This window comes from Sphingomonas sp. Leaf23 (genome assembly GCF_001421585.1).
Taxonomy (GTDB): domain Bacteria; phylum Pseudomonadota; class Alphaproteobacteria; order Sphingomonadales; family Sphingomonadaceae; genus Sphingomonas.
In genome coordinates this window covers 261,087-276,430 of the sequence record NZ_LMKR01000004.1, presented here as the reverse complement: position 1 = coordinate 276,430, position 15,344 = coordinate 261,087, and the positions used below count along the sequence as shown (strand labels likewise).

Annotated in this window: 16 protein-coding genes and 1 tRNA gene; 9 read left to right on the top strand and 8 right to left on the bottom strand. The window is 67.6% G+C overall.

Going from position 1 to position 15,344, the window contains the following annotated elements; all coding sequences use genetic code 11:
* Nucleotides 1-79 precede the first annotated feature (79 nt).
* Nucleotides 80-170 (bottom strand) — tRNA-Ser (locus ASE67_RS13715).
* Nucleotides 171-261: 91 nt separating this feature from the next.
* Between ASE67_RS13715 and ASE67_RS13710 the strand changes: the two genes are divergently transcribed.
* Complete coding sequence (locus ASE67_RS13710; protein WP_055762419.1) at nt 262-1,134, top strand: peptidylprolyl isomerase; 873 nt, start codon at nt 262-264, stop codon at nt 1,132-1,134.
* Between the two features lie 3 nt (nt 1,135-1,137).
* Here ASE67_RS13710 and ASE67_RS13705 read toward each other — a convergent pair whose 3' ends face one another.
* The 5 genes from ASE67_RS13705 to ASE67_RS13685 are packed head-to-tail and all read right to left on the bottom strand — an operon-like array spanning nt 1,138 to nt 5,289.
* Nucleotides 1,138-1,752 (bottom strand): LysE family translocator, encoded by a 615-nt coding sequence (locus tag ASE67_RS13705; RefSeq protein ID WP_055762416.1) that lies wholly within the window; start codon nt 1,750-1,752, stop codon nt 1,138-1,140.
* Between the two features lie 9 nt (nt 1,753-1,761).
* The gene (locus ASE67_RS13700) at nt 1,762-2,340 is read right to left on the bottom strand and encodes an ABC-type transport auxiliary lipoprotein family protein (protein WP_235511913.1); all 579 of its coding nucleotides are present in this window, start codon (nt 2,338-2,340) and stop codon (nt 1,762-1,764) included.
* A gap of 23 nt (nt 2,341-2,363) precedes the next feature.
* Complete coding sequence (locus tag ASE67_RS13695; RefSeq protein ID WP_055762410.1) at nt 2,364-3,332, bottom strand: MlaD family protein; 969 nt, start codon at nt 3,330-3,332, stop codon at nt 2,364-2,366.
* Nucleotides 3,332-4,183, bottom strand: a complete 852-nt coding sequence (locus ASE67_RS13690; protein WP_200922229.1) for an ABC transporter ATP-binding protein — start codon at nt 4,181-4,183, stop codon at nt 3,332-3,334. Before ASE67_RS13690 ends, ASE67_RS13695 begins: the two co-directional genes overlap by 1 nt.
* Complete coding sequence (locus ASE67_RS13685) at nt 4,180-5,289, bottom strand: ABC transporter permease (protein ID WP_055762404.1); 1,110 nt, start codon at nt 5,287-5,289, stop codon at nt 4,180-4,182. The genes ASE67_RS13690 and ASE67_RS13685 overlap by 4 nt, the downstream gene beginning before the upstream one ends.
* A gap of 56 nt (nt 5,290-5,345) precedes the next feature.
* Here ASE67_RS13685 and ASE67_RS13680 point away from each other — a divergent pair, with 56 nt between their 5' ends.
* Nucleotides 5,346-6,026 carry an HAD family hydrolase gene (locus tag ASE67_RS13680; RefSeq protein ID WP_055762401.1) on the top strand — a complete coding sequence of 227 codons (681 nt, stop codon included), beginning with the start codon at nt 5,346-5,348 and terminating at the stop codon, nt 6,024-6,026.
* A 105-nt stretch (nt 6,027-6,131) separates the two neighbouring features.
* Here the strand turns inward: ASE67_RS13680 and ASE67_RS13675 are convergent, their stop codons facing one another.
* The gene (locus ASE67_RS13675; protein WP_055762398.1) at nt 6,132-6,575 is read right to left on the bottom strand and encodes a hypothetical protein; all 444 of its coding nucleotides are present in this window, start codon (nt 6,573-6,575) and stop codon (nt 6,132-6,134) included.
* Between the two features lie 130 nt (nt 6,576-6,705).
* On the opposite strand from ASE67_RS13675, the gene ppc reads away from it, so the two are divergent.
* Together ppc and ASE67_RS13665 are read left to right on the top strand one after the other, a co-directional pair.
* A complete protein-coding gene (ppc, locus tag ASE67_RS13670) occupies nt 6,706-9,381 on the top strand; it encodes a phosphoenolpyruvate carboxylase (protein WP_055762395.1) in 2,676 nt (891 codons plus the stop codon).
* A gap of 310 nt (nt 9,382-9,691) precedes the next feature.
* On the top strand, nt 9,692-10,426 hold the full coding sequence (locus ASE67_RS13665; protein ID WP_055762392.1) for a MauE/DoxX family redox-associated membrane protein: 735 nt from the start codon (nt 9,692-9,694) through the stop codon (nt 10,424-10,426).
* A 46-nt stretch (nt 10,427-10,472) separates the two neighbouring features.
* Here ASE67_RS13665 and panC read toward each other — a convergent pair whose 3' ends face one another.
* A complete protein-coding gene (panC, locus tag ASE67_RS13660) occupies nt 10,473-11,312 on the bottom strand; it encodes a pantoate--beta-alanine ligase (protein WP_055762389.1) in 840 nt (279 codons plus the stop codon).
* Nucleotides 11,313-11,396: 84 nt separating this feature from the next.
* Between panC and ASE67_RS13655 the strand changes: the two genes are divergently transcribed.
* From ASE67_RS13655 to ASE67_RS13635, 5 genes are all read left to right on the top strand, one after another.
* Nucleotides 11,397-12,194 (top strand): division plane positioning ATPase MipZ, encoded by a 798-nt coding sequence (locus tag ASE67_RS13655; protein WP_055762386.1) that lies wholly within the window; start codon nt 11,397-11,399, stop codon nt 12,192-12,194.
* Nucleotides 12,195-12,201: 7 nt separating this feature from the next.
* On the top strand, nt 12,202-12,456 hold the full coding sequence (locus ASE67_RS13650; RefSeq protein WP_055762381.1) for a J domain-containing protein: 255 nt from the start codon (nt 12,202-12,204) through the stop codon (nt 12,454-12,456).
* A gap of 81 nt (nt 12,457-12,537) precedes the next feature.
* Complete coding sequence (pgmG, locus tag ASE67_RS13645) at nt 12,538-13,899, top strand: phosphoglucomutase/phosphomannomutase PgmG (RefSeq protein ID WP_055762378.1); 1,362 nt, start codon at nt 12,538-12,540, stop codon at nt 13,897-13,899.
* Nucleotides 13,900-14,052: 153 nt separating this feature from the next.
* Entirely contained in the window at nt 14,053-14,808 is a 756-nt protein-coding gene (locus tag ASE67_RS13640; protein ID WP_055762376.1) for a 3'-5' exonuclease, read from the top strand.
* Nucleotides 14,805-15,191: a hypothetical protein gene (locus tag ASE67_RS13635; RefSeq protein ID WP_055762373.1), complete on the top strand. Its 387-nt coding sequence runs from the start codon at nt 14,805-14,807 to the stop codon at nt 15,189-15,191. The genes ASE67_RS13640 and ASE67_RS13635 overlap by 4 nt, the downstream gene beginning before the upstream one ends.
* Nucleotides 15,192-15,344: the final 153 nt, after the last annotated feature.

Here is a 15,344-nt window from a genome sequence, read left to right as displayed (position 1 = left end):
CAATACGCGATCAGGGTAAGGCGCAGGCCGGGGTGGTTCGGGGTTCTTGCGGGAACGGAATGGTTTTCCGTGGGGTAAATGGCGGAGCGGGAGGGATTCGAACCCTCGATACGGTTTTGCCGTATACTCACTTTCCAGGCGAGCGCCTTCGACCACTCGGCCACCGCTCCGCATTGCCGGAAGGTGGGTTCCCTAGGGCCCGGCGGGATTTCGTGCAAGCGGCAGTTGCGGGATGCGCGGAATGCGTGCCACGATACGCCCATGACCTTCGTCTCACTAATCGCCGCCTTGCTTCAATCCGCCACGCCGGCCGCCGCCCCGCCGCTGCCCGGCCCGGCCGATCCGGTCGAGGCCGACTGGCGCGCCATTCCCGACGACGAACTGATGGTGATGACGCTCGATGGTGGCAAACGGGTCGTGATCCGGCTGGCGCCGCGATACGCGCCGGTGCATGTCGCCAATCTGCGCAAGCTGGCGCTGGCGCATTGGTGGGACGGTACTTCGGTCTATCGCGTGCAGGACAATTATGTCGCGCAATGGGGCGACGTGACCGAGAAGAAGCCGCTGCCCGCCGGTGTCGTCGCCAATCCACCGGCGGAGTATGTGACCCCACGCTACGATGCGGTTACGCAGATGACCCGGCGCGATCCCTATGCGGCCAAGAGCGGGCACAGCGCCGATGGCTGGCCGGTGGCGGGGGACGGCAAGGGCGCGTGGCTGACGCACTGCTATGCGATGGTCGGGGTCGGACGCGACATGGCGCCCAGCACCGGCAGCGGGGCGGAGCTTTATACGGTGATCGGCCATGCGCCCCGGCACCTCGACCGCAATATCGCGCTGGTCGGGCGGGTGATCGAGGGGATGGAATATCTATCCTCGTTGCCGCGCGGCACGGGCAATATGGGCTTTTACGCGTTGGACCAGGTGCCGACGCCGATCCTGTCGGTGCGGCTGGCCAGCGATCTGCCCGCCGCCGCGCGGCCGCATTACCAATATCGCGCGGCGGACAATGCGCGGTTCGCGGCATGGCTGCGCGGGCGGGAAAATCGTGAGCCGCCGTTCTTCACGGTGCCGGCGGGCGGGGCGGATGTGTGCAATGCGATGCCGCCGGTGCGCAAGGCTCCGGCCGCCTGACGATCAGGCGCGCGAGGCGAGCAGCGCGGCGCTGAACCCCAAGAAGATTCCGCCGGTCGCGCGGTCGAAGCAGCGGCGGACACGCGGGCGGGTCAGGTGGCGGGCGATCGAGCTGCCGCCCAGTGCATAGGCGGCGTACCACAGGCATTCGACCACCGCGAAGGTCGCGACGAGGATCGCGAACTGCGGCGCCTGCGGCCGGGCGGGATCGACGAACTGCGGGAGGAAGGCGGTCGCGAACAGCAGCAGCTTGGGGTTGCTGATCCCGACCAGGAAACCGCCGCGGAACAGGTGCGCGCGGGGCAGGTCGGTCGGCATCGCATCCGCCGGCGACGCCTTGGCCGTCCAGGCGCGAAAGCCGAGCCACGCCAGATACGCCGCACCGGCATAGCGCAGCACGTCGAACAGTCCCGGCACGGCGGTCAACAGCGCGGTCAGGCCGGCCGCCGATGCTGCCAACAACCCGACCAGCGCGGTCAGGCACCCGGCCATCGCCGGCAGGCTGCCCCGCCAGCCCAGTGCCACGCTGCGCGTCAGGACATGCAGCATGTTGGGGCCGGGCGTGCCGCACAGCACGATCACGGCCGCCAGGAACAACAGCCAGCTGTGCAGCGCCATCGCGGTCGTTTAGCCCCGCACCCAGTCGGCAACGGCGGCGGAGACGGTGTTCGCGGCCTGGTTGATCGCCGGGCCGACGCTGTTCGCGTCGATCGCGGTCACCGGTACGCGCGCTTCGAAGCGACGCTTTTCGAAGGTGGTGGCGTTCACCCGCTGCAACGTCGCGTCATACACGACCACCGCTTCGTTGCGGCTGGCATCGATGCCGAACTCGCGCAGCTCGCCCGACAGCTGCGCGCCCGGATCGGTGAAGCCCTGACGCGGGCTCAGCACCACCATGTTCGCGCGCGACGTCAGCGTGTCAGACAGCAACCGCGCGAAGAGGCGCGCGGGCGGTTCGACCCACTGCGCTTCCTTCACATAGGCGATGGTCGTCGGGCTGGACTGCACCGGCACGCGGGTCACGGCCAGTTCCTGCGGCACGACCGGCACCTGTACCGTGATCGAACGCGCGGCGGCCGAATTCTGCGTCTGCCCGGCGGCGATCGGCGCGGCGGGCGTCAGCGTCAGCAGCGCAGGGGGCGGTTCCGCCCCGAAGCGGATACAGGCCGCCAGCGGCAGGAGCAGCAGAACCGACAGCTTCTTCATGGGGGCCCTCATCCTTGTCCGCATCACTTCTTCTTGGGGTCGTAGTCGGGCAGCTTCGAACGACCGACCAGCGCGGTCGCGCCGCCCTGATCGACCTTTTCCGCGACCGAGGCGAGTGCGCCGGTCATCGCGCGCAGGTCGCCGACCAACTGGTTCACCTGCGGGATCGTCTGCCTGCTGAACGCCTGCAGCCCCGGTTTCGCATCGCCGATCGCGTCGTTCAGCGTGTCGGCGCTCTTCTGCGCGCTGGCGATGGTGCGGTTGAGCTGCTGGATCGTCGGCTTGATGTCCTGCGACAGCACGCCGTTGGTCGTCGCCGCCAGATCGCCGATCTGCTGCGATGCGACGCCCGCGCGCTGGATCGCGATGCGGGTTTCGGCCAGAGTCGCGGCGATTTCGGGACCACGATCGGCCAGCGCATCGGTCAGCCGGTTGGTGCTGTCGAGGATCGCGGCGATCGAGTTCTGGTTCCGGTCGGACAGCACATCGGCCAGCCGTTCGGTCAGCGTGGTTACGCGTTCGAGCAGCTGCGGCGCAGAGCTGAGCAGCGCGGCGACGCCGCCGGCCTTGGGCGGGATGACCGGCACGCCCATCGGGCAGACCTGTTCCGGGTTCGCCTCGGGGCAGGCGATCGGCGGAGCGCCCTTGACCGCGCCGTCCAGCGTGATCGTCGACACACCGGTGAAGCTGCCGACCATCGTCGCGGTCGTGCCGAGCAGGACCGGGGTCTCCTCCTTCACCTTCAGCCGGACGCGGACGAACTGCGGGTCCTTCGGCCACAGCGCGATATCCTCGACCTGGCCTACCGGCACGCCGGAGAAGGACACGGGCGACCCCTTGGCAAGGCCATCGACGCCCTGTTTGAAGAAGACGTCATATTCCTTTTCATGGCCGCCGCCGACGCGGGCGAGCCACACGGTAAACAGCGCCAGCATGGTCAGCAGGATCAGCACCACCGCGCCGACAAGGACATGGTTCGACCGGGTTTCCATCAGCGCCTCTGGGCTTGCGGCGACACCGGATCAGTGCCGGTATCGCGGTTGTGGTCGCGCGCCTGGGCGATGCGATCCTGCGCATCGGTCGCGGCGCGGCCACGGGGTCCATTGAAATATTCCTGGATCCACGGGTGATCCAGCGCGAGCAGTTCGTCGATCGTGCCGACGGCGATGACCTTCTTGTCCGCCAGCACCGCCACCCGGTCACAGATGGCGTGCAGCGTGTCGAGGTCATGGGTGATGAGAAAGACGGTCAGCCCCAGCGTCTTTTGCAGCGAGGCGGTCAGGTCGTCGAACGCCGCCGCGCCGATCGGGTCCAGCCCGGCGGTCGGTTCGTCGAGAAACAACAGCTGCGGGTCGAGCGCGAGGGCGCGCGCCAAGCCGGCGCGCTTCTTCATGCCGCCCGACAATTCGCTGGGATATTTCGGGCCGGCATTGGCGGGCAGGCCGGTCATCACGACCTTGTACCCGGCGATCTCCTCCAGCAGCGCAGGCTTCAGCTTCGGGTAGAATTCCTTCAGCGGGACCTGCACGTTTTCGGCGACGGTCAGCGTGGAGAACAGCGCCCCGCCCTGGAACAGCACGCCCCATTTCTTGCGGATTTCGGTCGCTTCGGTTTCTTCGCGGCCGATCGTGTTCTCGCCGAACACCTCGATCGTGCCGGCCGCCGGGGTCTGCAGTCCGATGATCGAACGCATCAGCACCGACTTGCCGGTACCCGACCCGCCGACCACACCGAGGATTTCGCCGCGCCGCACGTCGAGGTCGAGATTGTCGTGGATGACCTGATCGCCGAACACGTTCTTCAGGCCGCGCACGCGTATGATGGCGTCGTTGTCGTCGCTCATATCCAGCCGATCCATGCGAAGAAGATGGCGAAGAACGCGTCGAGCACGATCACGAGGAAGATCGCCTGCACCACCGCCGCCGTCGTGCGGTTGCCGACCTGTTCGGCGTCGCTTTCGACCTGCATGCCGTGGAAACAGCCGGCGATGCCGATGATCGCACCGAACACCGGCGCCTTGATGATGCCGATATAGAGGTCGGTGATCGGCACGACTTCGCGGATGCGGGTGACGAAGGTGATCGGCGGAATGCCGAGCTGTGCCCAGCTCAAGAGCCCGCCGCCGATGATCGCGATGATCGAGGCGTAGAAGCCCAGCAGCAGCATCATCACGATCGCGGCGATGACGCGCGGCAACACCAACGCCTCCATCGGCGACACGCCGATGGTGCGCATCGCGTCGATTTCCTCGGTCAGCTTCATCGTGCCGAGCTGTGCCGCGAACGCCGAGCCGGAACGCCCCGCGACCATGATCGCGGTCATCAGCACGCCCAGTTCGCGGAAGGTCAGGCGACCGATCAGGTTGATCGTGAAGACCTCCGCGCCGAACTGCCGCAACTGCACCGCGCCCTGCTGCGCGATGACCATGCCGATCAGGAAGCTCATCAATCCGATGATGCCGAGCGCGGAGACGCCGACGACCTCGAACCGCTGCACCGTCGCGTTGAAGCGGAAGCGGCGCGGATGGCGCAGGACGTTGCCGAACGCGATGACCGTCGCGCCCATGAAGCCGAGCAGGCCGAGCAACTGCCGCCCGCTGCCCGATACCGCGTCGCCGATTTCCTCCAGTACGCGCAAGGGTGGGCTGAGTGCCTTGTCCTTGCGCACGACGGGATCGTCGGCGGCGGCGACCTGATCGAACAGGTGGCGGCTGTCGTCGCTCAGCCCGTCGATCGTGACGTCGCGGTCGCGGGCGAAACGGTGGATCAGCCACGCGCCGACCGTGTCGATCCGGTCGACCCGCGACAGGTCGATGCGGTTGACCGGCCCGTCGACGGCGTTCAGCCGTTCGGGCAGGTCACCGACATGGGCCAGCGACAGGTCACCGGTGAAGCGCAAAACGCCCCCACCATCGGCCCGGTCGTGCGAAAAATCGGCGGAAGCGCTCATCGGCACCCCTCATCGGCGATTTGCGGCGTCGCGGCAAGGTGGTACGCGCAAGGCATATGGGCCATCCCGACCTCGCCATCTATGACATGGACAAGACCATCACCCGCGTCGCGACGTGGACGCCGTTCCTGCGCCATGCGTTGAAGGAACGCGGCCGGGGTGCGTTGTGGCTGCTGCCGATCGCGGGGATCGCGGTCGCCGGCTATGCCCTGAAATTCTATGGCCGCGACCGGTTGAAGGAACTGACCCACCGCCTGGTGCTGGGGCGCGCGGTGCCCGATGCGCGGCTGATCGAAACGGCGCGCGCCTTTGCCCGGGCGACGGTCGCCACCGGCCTGCTCGACGGCGCGCGGGCGCGGATCGAGGCGGATCGGGCGGAGGGGCGGATGCTGATCCTCGCCACCGCGTCCTACCGATTCTATGCGCAGGAGATCGCGAACCTGCTGGGCTTCGACGCGGTAATCGCGACCGAAACGGCGCGGGGCGAGGGCGGCAACGTGCTGGCGCGGATCGATGGCGAGAATTGCTACGGCGCGGCCAAGCTGCGCGCGATCGAGGCATGGGCGGCCGGGCGCGGCATCGCGCGCGGCGACGTGGGCGTGCGCTTCTACAGCGACCATGTGTCCGATGCGCCGGTGTTCGAATGGGCCGACGAGCCGTTCCCGGTCAACGCCCACGCCCCGCTGAAGGCGCTGGCGCGCAAGCGGGGCTGGCCGGTCCTCGACTGGCGAAAGTAACGCACGGGGCAGAGGTTTCGGGATGGCGTGGCTCGTCGATGGACCCTGGATCGATCGGCTAAACGTTACGCAGGGCGAACGGTTCAATTCTTTGTGAGCGCCCGCTCACTTTTTTCGGGTGCCGAGTCGCTTGGCATTCGCCGTCGCCTTGGCATGGATCGGGGTCAGCGCGCGGCCGCCGGCACCGATCATCCCCGCCGCCAGCCGCATCGCGCGGTCGCTGCCCGCCGCCATCTTGCCCGCCGTCGGCATCCGCCCGGCGGTGCCGATCGACCAGGCGTCCTGCATCACCTGCAACCACAGCGTCTGCATCGCGGCCATGTCGTGGGCCAGCGAATCGCCCGCCTTGGCAAAGGCCGTCGCCTTTTCGGTGACCATGCCGGTCAGTTCGACATGATCGGCGGTCCACGGATTGCGCATCCCGGCATCGATCATCGGCATCCGCCGGTCGATCACCACGGCGGAGGCGGCCATGGTTTCCCAGAATTGCAGCCCGGTGCGCGCGGCATCGGTCCAGATCTGCCACCAGGCAGTCATCGGCGTCTGCATCGGTCAATTCCCTCGAACGGTTCGCCGCGCACGCTCGCAGCGCCATGCGATCTACGCCATGGCCGGGCTTTAGGCCACCCGCGACATCGTGCCTTGACCGAAATCCTGCCGCATTGCAGCAAGTGTCCCCATGACGACTCTGCCCCCCATCACGAACAATCCCGACATCCGCTTCCTCGGCCGGCTGCTGGGCGATGTCATCCGCACCTATGGCGGCGACGCGCTGTTCAAGCGGATCGAGCATATCCGCTCCACCTCGGTCGACCGGCATCGCGGAGTCGCGGGGGCAGACGGGATCGACCTGGGGCTGGACAGCCTCAGCCTCGACGACACGATTGCGTTCGTGCGCGGGTTCATGCTGTTTTCGATGCTCGCCAACATGGCCGAGGACCGGCAGGGCATCGCTGCCGAGCCCGGCGCGGACGTCGCCACTGCGATCGAAAAGCTGAAGGCCGAGGGGATCGGTGCCGATGCGGTGCGGGCGCTCCTCGACCACGCGCTGATCGCGCCGGTGCTGACCGCGCATCCGACCGAGGTGCGGCGCAAGTCGATGATCGACCACAAGAACCGTATCGCCGACCTGATGGAACTGAAGGATCAGGGCCGCGACGAGACGCCGGAAGGCGACCGGGTGGACGAGGCGATCCTGCGCCAGATCGCGCTGTTGTGGCAGACCCGCGTGCTGCGGCGCGAGCGGCTGTACGTCGCCGACGAGGTGGAGACGGCGCTCAGCTATCTGCGCGACATCTTCCTCCCCACGCTGCCCGCGCTCTATGCCCGGTGGGAGCGGGTGCTGGGCGAGCGGCCGCCATCGTTCCTGAAGCCCGGCAGCTGGATCGGCGGCGACCGCGACGGCAATCCGTTCGTCGATGCGCCGGCAATGCGCCTGGCGCTGGCCAAGGCGGCCGAGGCGGTGCTCGGCTATTATCTCGACCAGTTGCACAGCCTGGGCGCGGAGCTGTCGATCTCGACCGAGCATGTCGCGGTGGACGACGCGATCGCGGCGCTGGCCGACAAGAGCGGCGACAATGCGCTCAGCCGCGCCGACGAACCGTTCCGCCGGGCGATCAGCGGCGTCTATGCCCGGCTGGCCGCGACCCATCAGAAGCTGACCGGCAAGGTCGCGCCGCGTCCCGGCAACCTGACCGGCGAGCCCTATGCCGATCCGGCGGCGTTCCGCGCCGATCTGGCGACGCTGGCGCGTGGGCTGGTGCAGGAGGGCAATGGCCCGTTGTCGACCGGCGGGGCGCTGGGGCGGCTGATCCGCGCGGTCGAGACGTTCGGCTTCCACCTCGCCACGCTCGACATGCGCCAGAACAGCGTGATCCATGAGAGTGTCGTCGCCGAGCTGTTGCAGGTCGCCGGGGTCGAGGCGGATTACCAGGCGCTGGACGAGGACGCCCGCGTCGCGCTGCTGCGGCGCGAGCTGGAAAGCCCGCGCCCGCTGGTCAGCCCCTATGCCGAATATTCGGAGCAGACCGCATCTGAACTGGCGATCCTGCGCGAAGCCGCCGCCGCCCATGCCCGCTATGGCCGCGAGTGTATCCGCCATTACATCGTGTCGATGGCGCAGTCGGTGTCCGACCTGCTCGAAGTCCATCTGCTGCTGAAGGAATCGGGCCTGTACGTGCCGGGCGCGGAGCCGCAGGCGCATATCATGGCGATCCCGCTGTTCGAGACCGTCGCCGATCTGGAGGCCGCGCCCGAGATCATGACCAAGTGGCTGGCGCTGCCCGAGGTCGCCGCGATCGCGCGGAAGCGGGGGCATCAGGAAGTGATGATCGGCTATTCCGATTCGAACAAGGATGGCGGGTACCTCACCTCCACCTGGCAGCTGTCGAAGGGATCAACCGCGCTGGCGCCGGTGTTCGAGGAAGCCGGCATCGGGATGCAGCTGTTCCACGGGCGCGGCGGTGCGGTCGGGCGTGGCGGCGGGTCGTCGTTCGCCGCGATCCGGGCGCAGCCGCACGACACGGTGCAGGGCCGCATCCGCATCACCGAACAGGGTGAAGTGATCGCCGCCAAATACGGCACCCGCGACAGCGCGGTGACGAATCTGGAGGCGATGACGTCGGCGACCTTGCTCGCCAGCCTCGAACCCGAAACGCTGTCGCCGGCCGATGCGGCGCGCTTTGCCGCGGCGATGGACGCGCTGTCGGAGACCGCGTTCAAGACCTATCGCGGGCTGGTCTACGGCACCGAGGGCTTCACGACCTTCTTCCGCCAGGCGACGCCGATCGCCGAGATTGCGGGCCTGAAGATCGGGTCGCGTCCGGCCAGCCGGAAGAAGTCCGACGCGATCGAGGATCTGCGCGCGATCCCGTGGGTGTTCAGCTGGGCACAGGCGCGGATCATGCTGCCGGGCTGGTACGGCGTTGGCGCGGCGTTGCAGGGGTTCGAGGACAAGGGGCTGCTGCGCGAGATGGCGAGCACATGGCCGCTGTTCGCCGCGACGCTGGCCAATATGGAGATGGTGCTGGCCAAGTCCGACATGGACGTCGCGGCGCGCTATGCCGGGTTGGTCGAGGACAGGGCGCTGGGGCAGGCGATCTTCGGACGTATCCGCGACGGCTGGCAGGCGACGCATGACGGGCTGCTGTCGGTCACGCGCCAGACCCGGCTGCTGGAGAAAAGCCCGGCGCTGGAGGCGTCGATCCGGCTGCGCACGCCCTATATCGAGCCGCTGAACCTGTTGCAGATCGAACTGCTCAAGCGTCACCGTGCGGGCGAGGCCGATGCACGGATCGGCGAGGGGATATTGCTGTCGATCAATGCGATCGCGACGGCGCTGCGTAACAGCGGGTAGGGCAAGTCGGTCGGGGCGCGAGCGTCGCGCGTGACGGGTCGTTGAAAAATAACGTTTTTTCGGCCAAAGTTCACAAAGTTCACACTCGTGGCGTTTTATGTCCGTCATGCCGGGCCTGACCCGGGGGCCTGCTTTTTTCTGCCGTCGACGAGAAGCGGGACCCCGGATCAAGTCCGGGGTGACGCGGATGTGGTGTCGGCCCTGTCAAAGAACCGCCGGAGCCTGACAGGTGGGCGCGCTGTAGGAAAGGCGCTCCTGCGGGGTTCCGGCCCGGCGTGCGTATCCCATATGCCGAGGGCAAGGAGGACGCATGGCGAAGACCGCTACCCTGTACCGCATGGTGATGCCCGACCATGTCTGTCCGTTCGGACGGCGTGCGCTCGACCTGTTGCAGCGGCATGGCTACACGGTCGACGACCGGCACCTGACGACGCGCGAAGCGGTCGATGCGTTCAAGGCCGAACACGGCGTGAAGACCACGCCGCAGACGTTTGTCGATGGCGAGCGGATCGGCGGACATGACGATCTGCGCCGGTTCCTGGGGCTGAAGATCCGCGATCCCAAGGCGACGACCTATGCCCCGGTCGCGGCGATTTTCGGCATGGCGGCGGCGATTGCCGGGGCGGCGAGCTTTTCGGCGTTCGGCGACGTGTTCACGATGCGGGCGGGCGAGTGGTTCGTCGGTATCGCCATGTGCCTGTTATCGCTGCAGAAACTGCGCGACATCGACGGCTTTGCCAACGGGTTCCTGAACTATGACCTGCTGGCGCAGCGGGTGGTGCGCTATGCGTTGGTCTATCCGTGGGCCGAGGGGCTGGCGGGGGTGTTGATGATCGCCGGGGCACTGCTGTGGATCGCGATTCCGGTGGCGCTGGTGATCGGGACGATCGGCGCGGTATCGGTGGTGAAGGCGGTCTATATCGAGCGGCGTTCGCTGAAATGCGCGTGCGTCGGCGGGAATAGCAACGTCCCGCTGGGGTTCGTGTCGCTGCTGGAAAATGTGCTGATGGTGGCGATGGCGGTGTGGATGCTGGCGCGGATGTGATCCTGCCCGAACCGTCACCCCGGCCAGCGCCGGGGGGACGGCACGATCATGCGAAGTCCACCGCGATATTGTCGATCAGCCGCGTGGTGCCGATCCGGGCGGCGGCGAGCAGGCGGGCGGGCTGGCCGCGGACGGGATCGCGCAGCGTGTCGGCGTCGACCAGCGTCACATAGTCGGGGCCGAAGCCGGCGCGGGTCAGCGTCGCGGTGGCGGCGGACAGCGCGGTCGCCACATCGTCGCCGCGCTCGATCGCGCGTTTGGCGACGCCCATCGCGCGCGGCAGGGTGACGGCGCGGGCGCGTTCGTCATCGTCGAGATAGATGTTACGCGAGGAGAGGGCGAGGCCGTCATCCTCGCGCTGGGTCGGCACGCCGACGATCTCCACGCCCAGGTCGAGGTCGGCGGTCATCCGGCGGACGACGGCCAGCTGCTGGAAATCCTTTTCACCGAACAGCGCGACGGCCGGGCGGACCTGCCCGAACAATTTTGCGACGACGGTCGCCACGCCATCGAAATGGCCGGGGCGGTGGGCACCGTCCAGCACCTCGCTGACGCCGGCAACGCTGACGTTCGTGGCGAAGCCCGTGGGGTACATCTCCTCCAGTTCGGGCGCCCACAGGATGTCGACGCCGGCTTCGGTCAGCATCTGCGCATCGGTCGCCTCCCGCCGGGGATAGCGGGCGAGGTCCTCGTTCGGGCCGAACTGCTTCGGGTTCACGAAGATCGAGACGACGACGCGCGGGGCAAGGCGGCGGGCGGCATCGACCAGCGCCATGTGCCCGGCGTGGAGCGCGCCCATGGTCGGCACCAGCGCCACGGCCTCGCCCGCTGCGGCATAGGCGGCGAGCGCTTCGCGAAGCGCCTCCAGTCGACGGATAATTTGCACGGCCGATGGCCCTTCGATATGGACGGGGGAGGCGGCTTCTATGGGGCAAGCCGCCGCGGATCAACAAGCTTGGGTTAGTGCGCTTTGGACGAAGCTTCGGATCGATTGCACGTCATCGTGTTCGCCAATGAAAAGGGCGGCACCGGCAAGTCGACGACGGCGGTACACGTCGCCATCGCGCTGGCCGCAAAGGGCGCGCGTGTCGCCTGTTTCGACCTCGACCATCGTCAGCGGACGCTGGGGCGCTATCTCGACAATCGTGCCGAGACGATCAAGCGCACCGGGCGCAACCTGCCCATGCCGGTCTATGAAACCCATGACGGCGAAAGCATGGCGTGGTTCAACGACTGTCTGGGGCGGTTGGGCGAGCAGGCCGAATATATGGTGATCGACACGCCGGGCCGCGACGATCGCTTCGCGCGGATCGCGGTGACGAACGCCGACACGCTGGTCACGCCGATGAACGACAGCTTCGTCGATTTCGACCTGATCGGGCAGGTCGACCCGGACACGTTCAAGGTGACGCGGCCGTCCTTCTATTCCGAACTGATCTGGGAAACGCGCAAGCACCGCGCGAAGATCGACGGGTCGACGATCGATTGGGTCGTGCTGCGCAACCGGTTGCAGCATATCGAGGCGCGCAACATGCGCCGCGTGTCGGAGGCGATCAATTCGCTGTCGAAGCGGGTCGGGTTTCGCGTCACGCCGGGCCTGTCCGAACGTGTCATCTATCGCGAGCTGTTTCCGTCGGGGCTGACCATGCTCGACCGCAACGAATTCGGCGAGATGGGGCTGGCGCACGTCGCCGCGCGGCAGGAGCTGCGCGAGATGATGGGCGGATTACAGCTGCCCGAACCGGCCGGTTCGTCGCTCGTCGTCTGACGAACCCATGGTCAAGCTGGTCCTGATCCTGTCGCTGCTGATCGCGTTCTGGCTATGGCAGCGCGCCAAGCCGAAAAAGGTCGGCAGCGAGGCGGAGGCGCGGGCGATCCTGGGCGTCGGGGCGGGGGCGAAGGCGCCCGAGATTCGCGCGGCGCACCGGCGGTTGATGCAGGCGGTGCATCCCGATCGCGGCGGCTCGGCCGATCTGGCGCGGCGGATCAATGCGGCGCGCGACGTGCTGCTGGGGCGGCTCCGGCACTGATCTTTTCCAAAAAGACGACCCTACTCAGCCCGGCCGCTTGGGCATAAGGTCGCCGGCCCCGCAATCGACAGGATGTCGCCTATGTCCCACAATTTCCACGCAAGTTCGCTGCGCGAGTATGATATTCGGGGCATCGTCGGGCGGACGTTGGGCGTGGACGATGCGCGGGCGATCGGGCGGTGTTTCGCCACGCTGCTGCGCCGCGCGGGCGGTACGCGGGTCGTGGTCAGCCGTGACGGGCGGCTGTCGTCGCCCGAACTGGAAGTGGCGCTGGTCGAGGGGCTGACGCTAAGCGGCGTCGATGTGGTCCGCATCGGCCTGGCGCCGACGCCGATGCTATATCATGCCGAAGCGGTGCTGGAGGTCGATGGCGGCATACAGATAACCGGCAGCCATAATCCCGCCGAGTATAACGGCTTCAAGATGGTGATGCAGCGGCGTCCGTTCTTCGGGGCCGATATCCAGCGCATCGGCGCGATGGCGGCGGCGGGCGAGTGGGACGACGGGCAAGGCTCCGTTTCGGACCATGATTTCACCGATACCTATGTCGGCCGGCTGATCGCGGGCTATGCCGGGGGCAGCTATCGCATCGGCTGGGACGCCGGCAACGGCGCGGCGGGGCCGGTGATCGAGCGGCTGGTCCAGCTGTTGCCGGGCGAGCATCACCTGTTGTTTACGAACGTCGACGGGCATTTTCCGAACCACCATCCCGATCCTGCCGAGGTCGAAAATCTGGTCGATCTGCAACGGCTTGTCGCGGAGAAGCAGCTCGATTTCGGACTGGCTTTCGATGGCGATGGCGACCGGATCGGCGCGGTCGACGGGCAGGGACGGGTGTTGTGGGGCGACCAGCTGCTCGCGATCCTTGCCGAACCGGCGCTGAAGGAGACGCCGGGTGCGACGATCATTGCGGACGTGAAGGCCAGCCAGGCGCTGTTCGACCGCATCGCCGAATTGGGCGGCACGCCGCTGATGTGGAAGACAGGGCACAGCCCGATGAAGACCAAGATGCACGAAACCGGCGCGCCGCTGGCCGCCGAAATGTCGGGGCATATCTTTTTCGGGGGCGACGAATACGGCTTTGACGATGCGCCCTACGGCGCGGTGCGGCTGATCCGGGCGATCCATTTGAGCGGGCGGTCTCTGAGCGAATTGCGCGACGCGATGCCGGAGATGGTGAACACGCCGGAGTTGCGGTTCCGGGTCAGCGAGGAGCGCAAGTTCGCGGTGATCGACGAAGTGCTGGCGCGGTTGGCGGCGGCGGACGTGAACACGACCGACGGCGCACGGGTGACGACGGCGGATGGCTGGTGGCTGTTGCGGGCGTCGAATACGCAGGACGTGCTGACCGCACGGGCCGAAGCGCGTGACGCGGCGGGGTTGGCGCGGTTGCTGGCGGCGGTGGATGCGCAGTTGGCGGCGTCCGGCGTGGCGCGGGGGTAGGGCGCTCGCCCTCACCCTTCCCACCCGGCTGCGCCGGGCGGGCCCCTTCCCTCTCCCGCTGGGAGAGGGAGGGAGCAGCGTAGCCGCGGAAGGGTGAGGGTGCTTCGTCCCAGCGGGGTGGCTTTTCCGGTCCGGACGCGCCATCTGGAGCCTATGGCCCAAGCGCAGATCATCCGTGTCGTCGACCTCGAAACCACGGGGCAGGCCCCGCCGGTGCATGGCGTGTGCGAGGTCGGTTGGCAGGACGTGGCGCTGGGCGAGGATGGGCGCTGGGAATTGTCGGGCGAGGGCGGGCAGTATTTCGTCAATCCCGGCCGCCCGATCCCGCCGGTGACGCAGGCGGTGCACCACATCCTCGACGAACAGGTGGCCGACGCGCCGTTCTGGCAGGATATCGCCCGGCGCGTGCTGGACCCCTATCCCCGGCGCATTGCGCTCGCGGCGCATCGCGCGGATTTCGAACAGAAATTCTGTACCGCGCAGCTGACGCACGGCGCCGACTGGATCTGCACGTGGAAGTGCGCGATGCGGTTGTGGCCGGATTCGCCCGGCTTTTCCAACCAGATGCTGCGCTATTGGCGCAAGCCCTATGGGATGGAGCATGAGCGCGGCCTGCCGGCGCACCGCGCGTTTCCCGATGCCTATGTGACCGCGTTCCACCTGCGCGATATGCTGAACGAGGCGTCAATCGCGCAGCTGCTGGACTGGTCGCGCCAGCCCGGACTGCTGCCGCGCGTGCGCTATGGTCCCGATCGCGGGCGGGCATGGACCGAGATCGACGACGATTCGCTCGACGGATTCCTGACCGATCGCGACGAGGATGTGCGCTTCACCGCCGAAACCGAACTGGCGCGGCGACAGGGCGGGGGCGAGGTCAAGCGGACCCGCAACGACTGGCTGCTGCTGTGACGCCGATGCAGGTCGTGCGGGTGCACTGCCCGGTATCGGCCAACGTGCTGGCGCGGTTGCAGGCGGGCGAGGCGGCGGCGCTGGCCGACGATGCGCTGCTGTCCGCCGTGGTCGGCGTGATCCGGGGCAGCGACGTGCTGGGTGCGATCGGGCCGTATCGCGGGGTGTTCGAACTGGGCTTCGGGCTGGAGAGTTTCGTGCCGCAGGCGGAGGAGGTGCCGACGACCGGGCGCGCGGGTGAGCCGGCGGTGGTGCCGACCGTGGTGGTCAAGAGCTATGCCGCCGAGGGCGCGGATATCGCGGCGGAGCTGGCGGCGATCGTCGCGGCGCATCCGTGGGAGGTGCCGGTGATCGAGGTGGGGTCGGTGGTGCTGGCGGGGTAGGCTCGCGCATTCCCTCCATACCCCCTCCCGTTTGCTTCGAGCCTGTCGAGAAGACGGTGCCCCAAACTGCCGGGTTCTCGACAGACGCTTCTCGACAGGCTCGAAGCTGCTCGAACCGAACGGATTTGGTAATGGCCAGGAGATCGGGCTGAT

What these genes read in the sequence shown, in the direction of transcription:
- ASE67_RS13710 (WP_055762419.1), top strand. Translation starts at nt 262, where the DNA reads ATGACCTTCGTCTCACTAATCGCCGCCTTGCTTCAATCCGCCACGCCG.
- ASE67_RS13705 (WP_055762416.1), bottom strand. Translation starts at nt 1,752, where the DNA reads ATGGCGCTGCACAGCTGGCTGTTGTTCCTGGCGGCCGTGATCGTGCTG.
- ASE67_RS13700 (WP_235511913.1), bottom strand. Translation starts at nt 2,340, where the DNA reads ATGAAGAAGCTGTCGGTTCTGCTGCTCCTGCCGCTGGCGGCCTGTATC.
- ASE67_RS13695 (WP_055762410.1), bottom strand. Translation starts at nt 3,332, where the DNA reads ATGGAAACCCGGTCGAACCATGTCCTTGTCGGCGCGGTGGTGCTGATC.
- ASE67_RS13690 (WP_200922229.1), bottom strand. Translation starts at nt 4,183, where the DNA reads ATGAGCGACGACAACGACGCCATCATACGCGTGCGCGGCCTGAAGAAC.
- ASE67_RS13685 (WP_055762404.1), bottom strand. Translation starts at nt 5,289, where the DNA reads ATGAGCGCTTCCGCCGATTTTTCGCACGACCGGGCCGATGGTGGGGGC.
- ASE67_RS13680 (WP_055762401.1), top strand. Translation starts at nt 5,346, where the DNA reads ATGGGCCATCCCGACCTCGCCATCTATGACATGGACAAGACCATCACC.
- ASE67_RS13675 (WP_055762398.1), bottom strand. Translation starts at nt 6,575, where the DNA reads ATGCAGACGCCGATGACTGCCTGGTGGCAGATCTGGACCGATGCCGCG.
- ppc (WP_055762395.1), top strand. Translation starts at nt 6,706, where the DNA reads ATGACGACTCTGCCCCCCATCACGAACAATCCCGACATCCGCTTCCTC.
- ASE67_RS13665 (WP_055762392.1), top strand. Translation starts at nt 9,692, where the DNA reads ATGGCGAAGACCGCTACCCTGTACCGCATGGTGATGCCCGACCATGTC.
- ASE67_RS13650 (WP_055762381.1), top strand. Translation starts at nt 12,202, where the DNA reads ATGGTCAAGCTGGTCCTGATCCTGTCGCTGCTGATCGCGTTCTGGCTA.
- pgmG (WP_055762378.1), top strand. Translation starts at nt 12,538, where the DNA reads ATGTCCCACAATTTCCACGCAAGTTCGCTGCGCGAGTATGATATTCGG.
- ASE67_RS13640 (WP_055762376.1), top strand. Translation starts at nt 14,053, where the DNA reads ATGGCCCAAGCGCAGATCATCCGTGTCGTCGACCTCGAAACCACGGGG.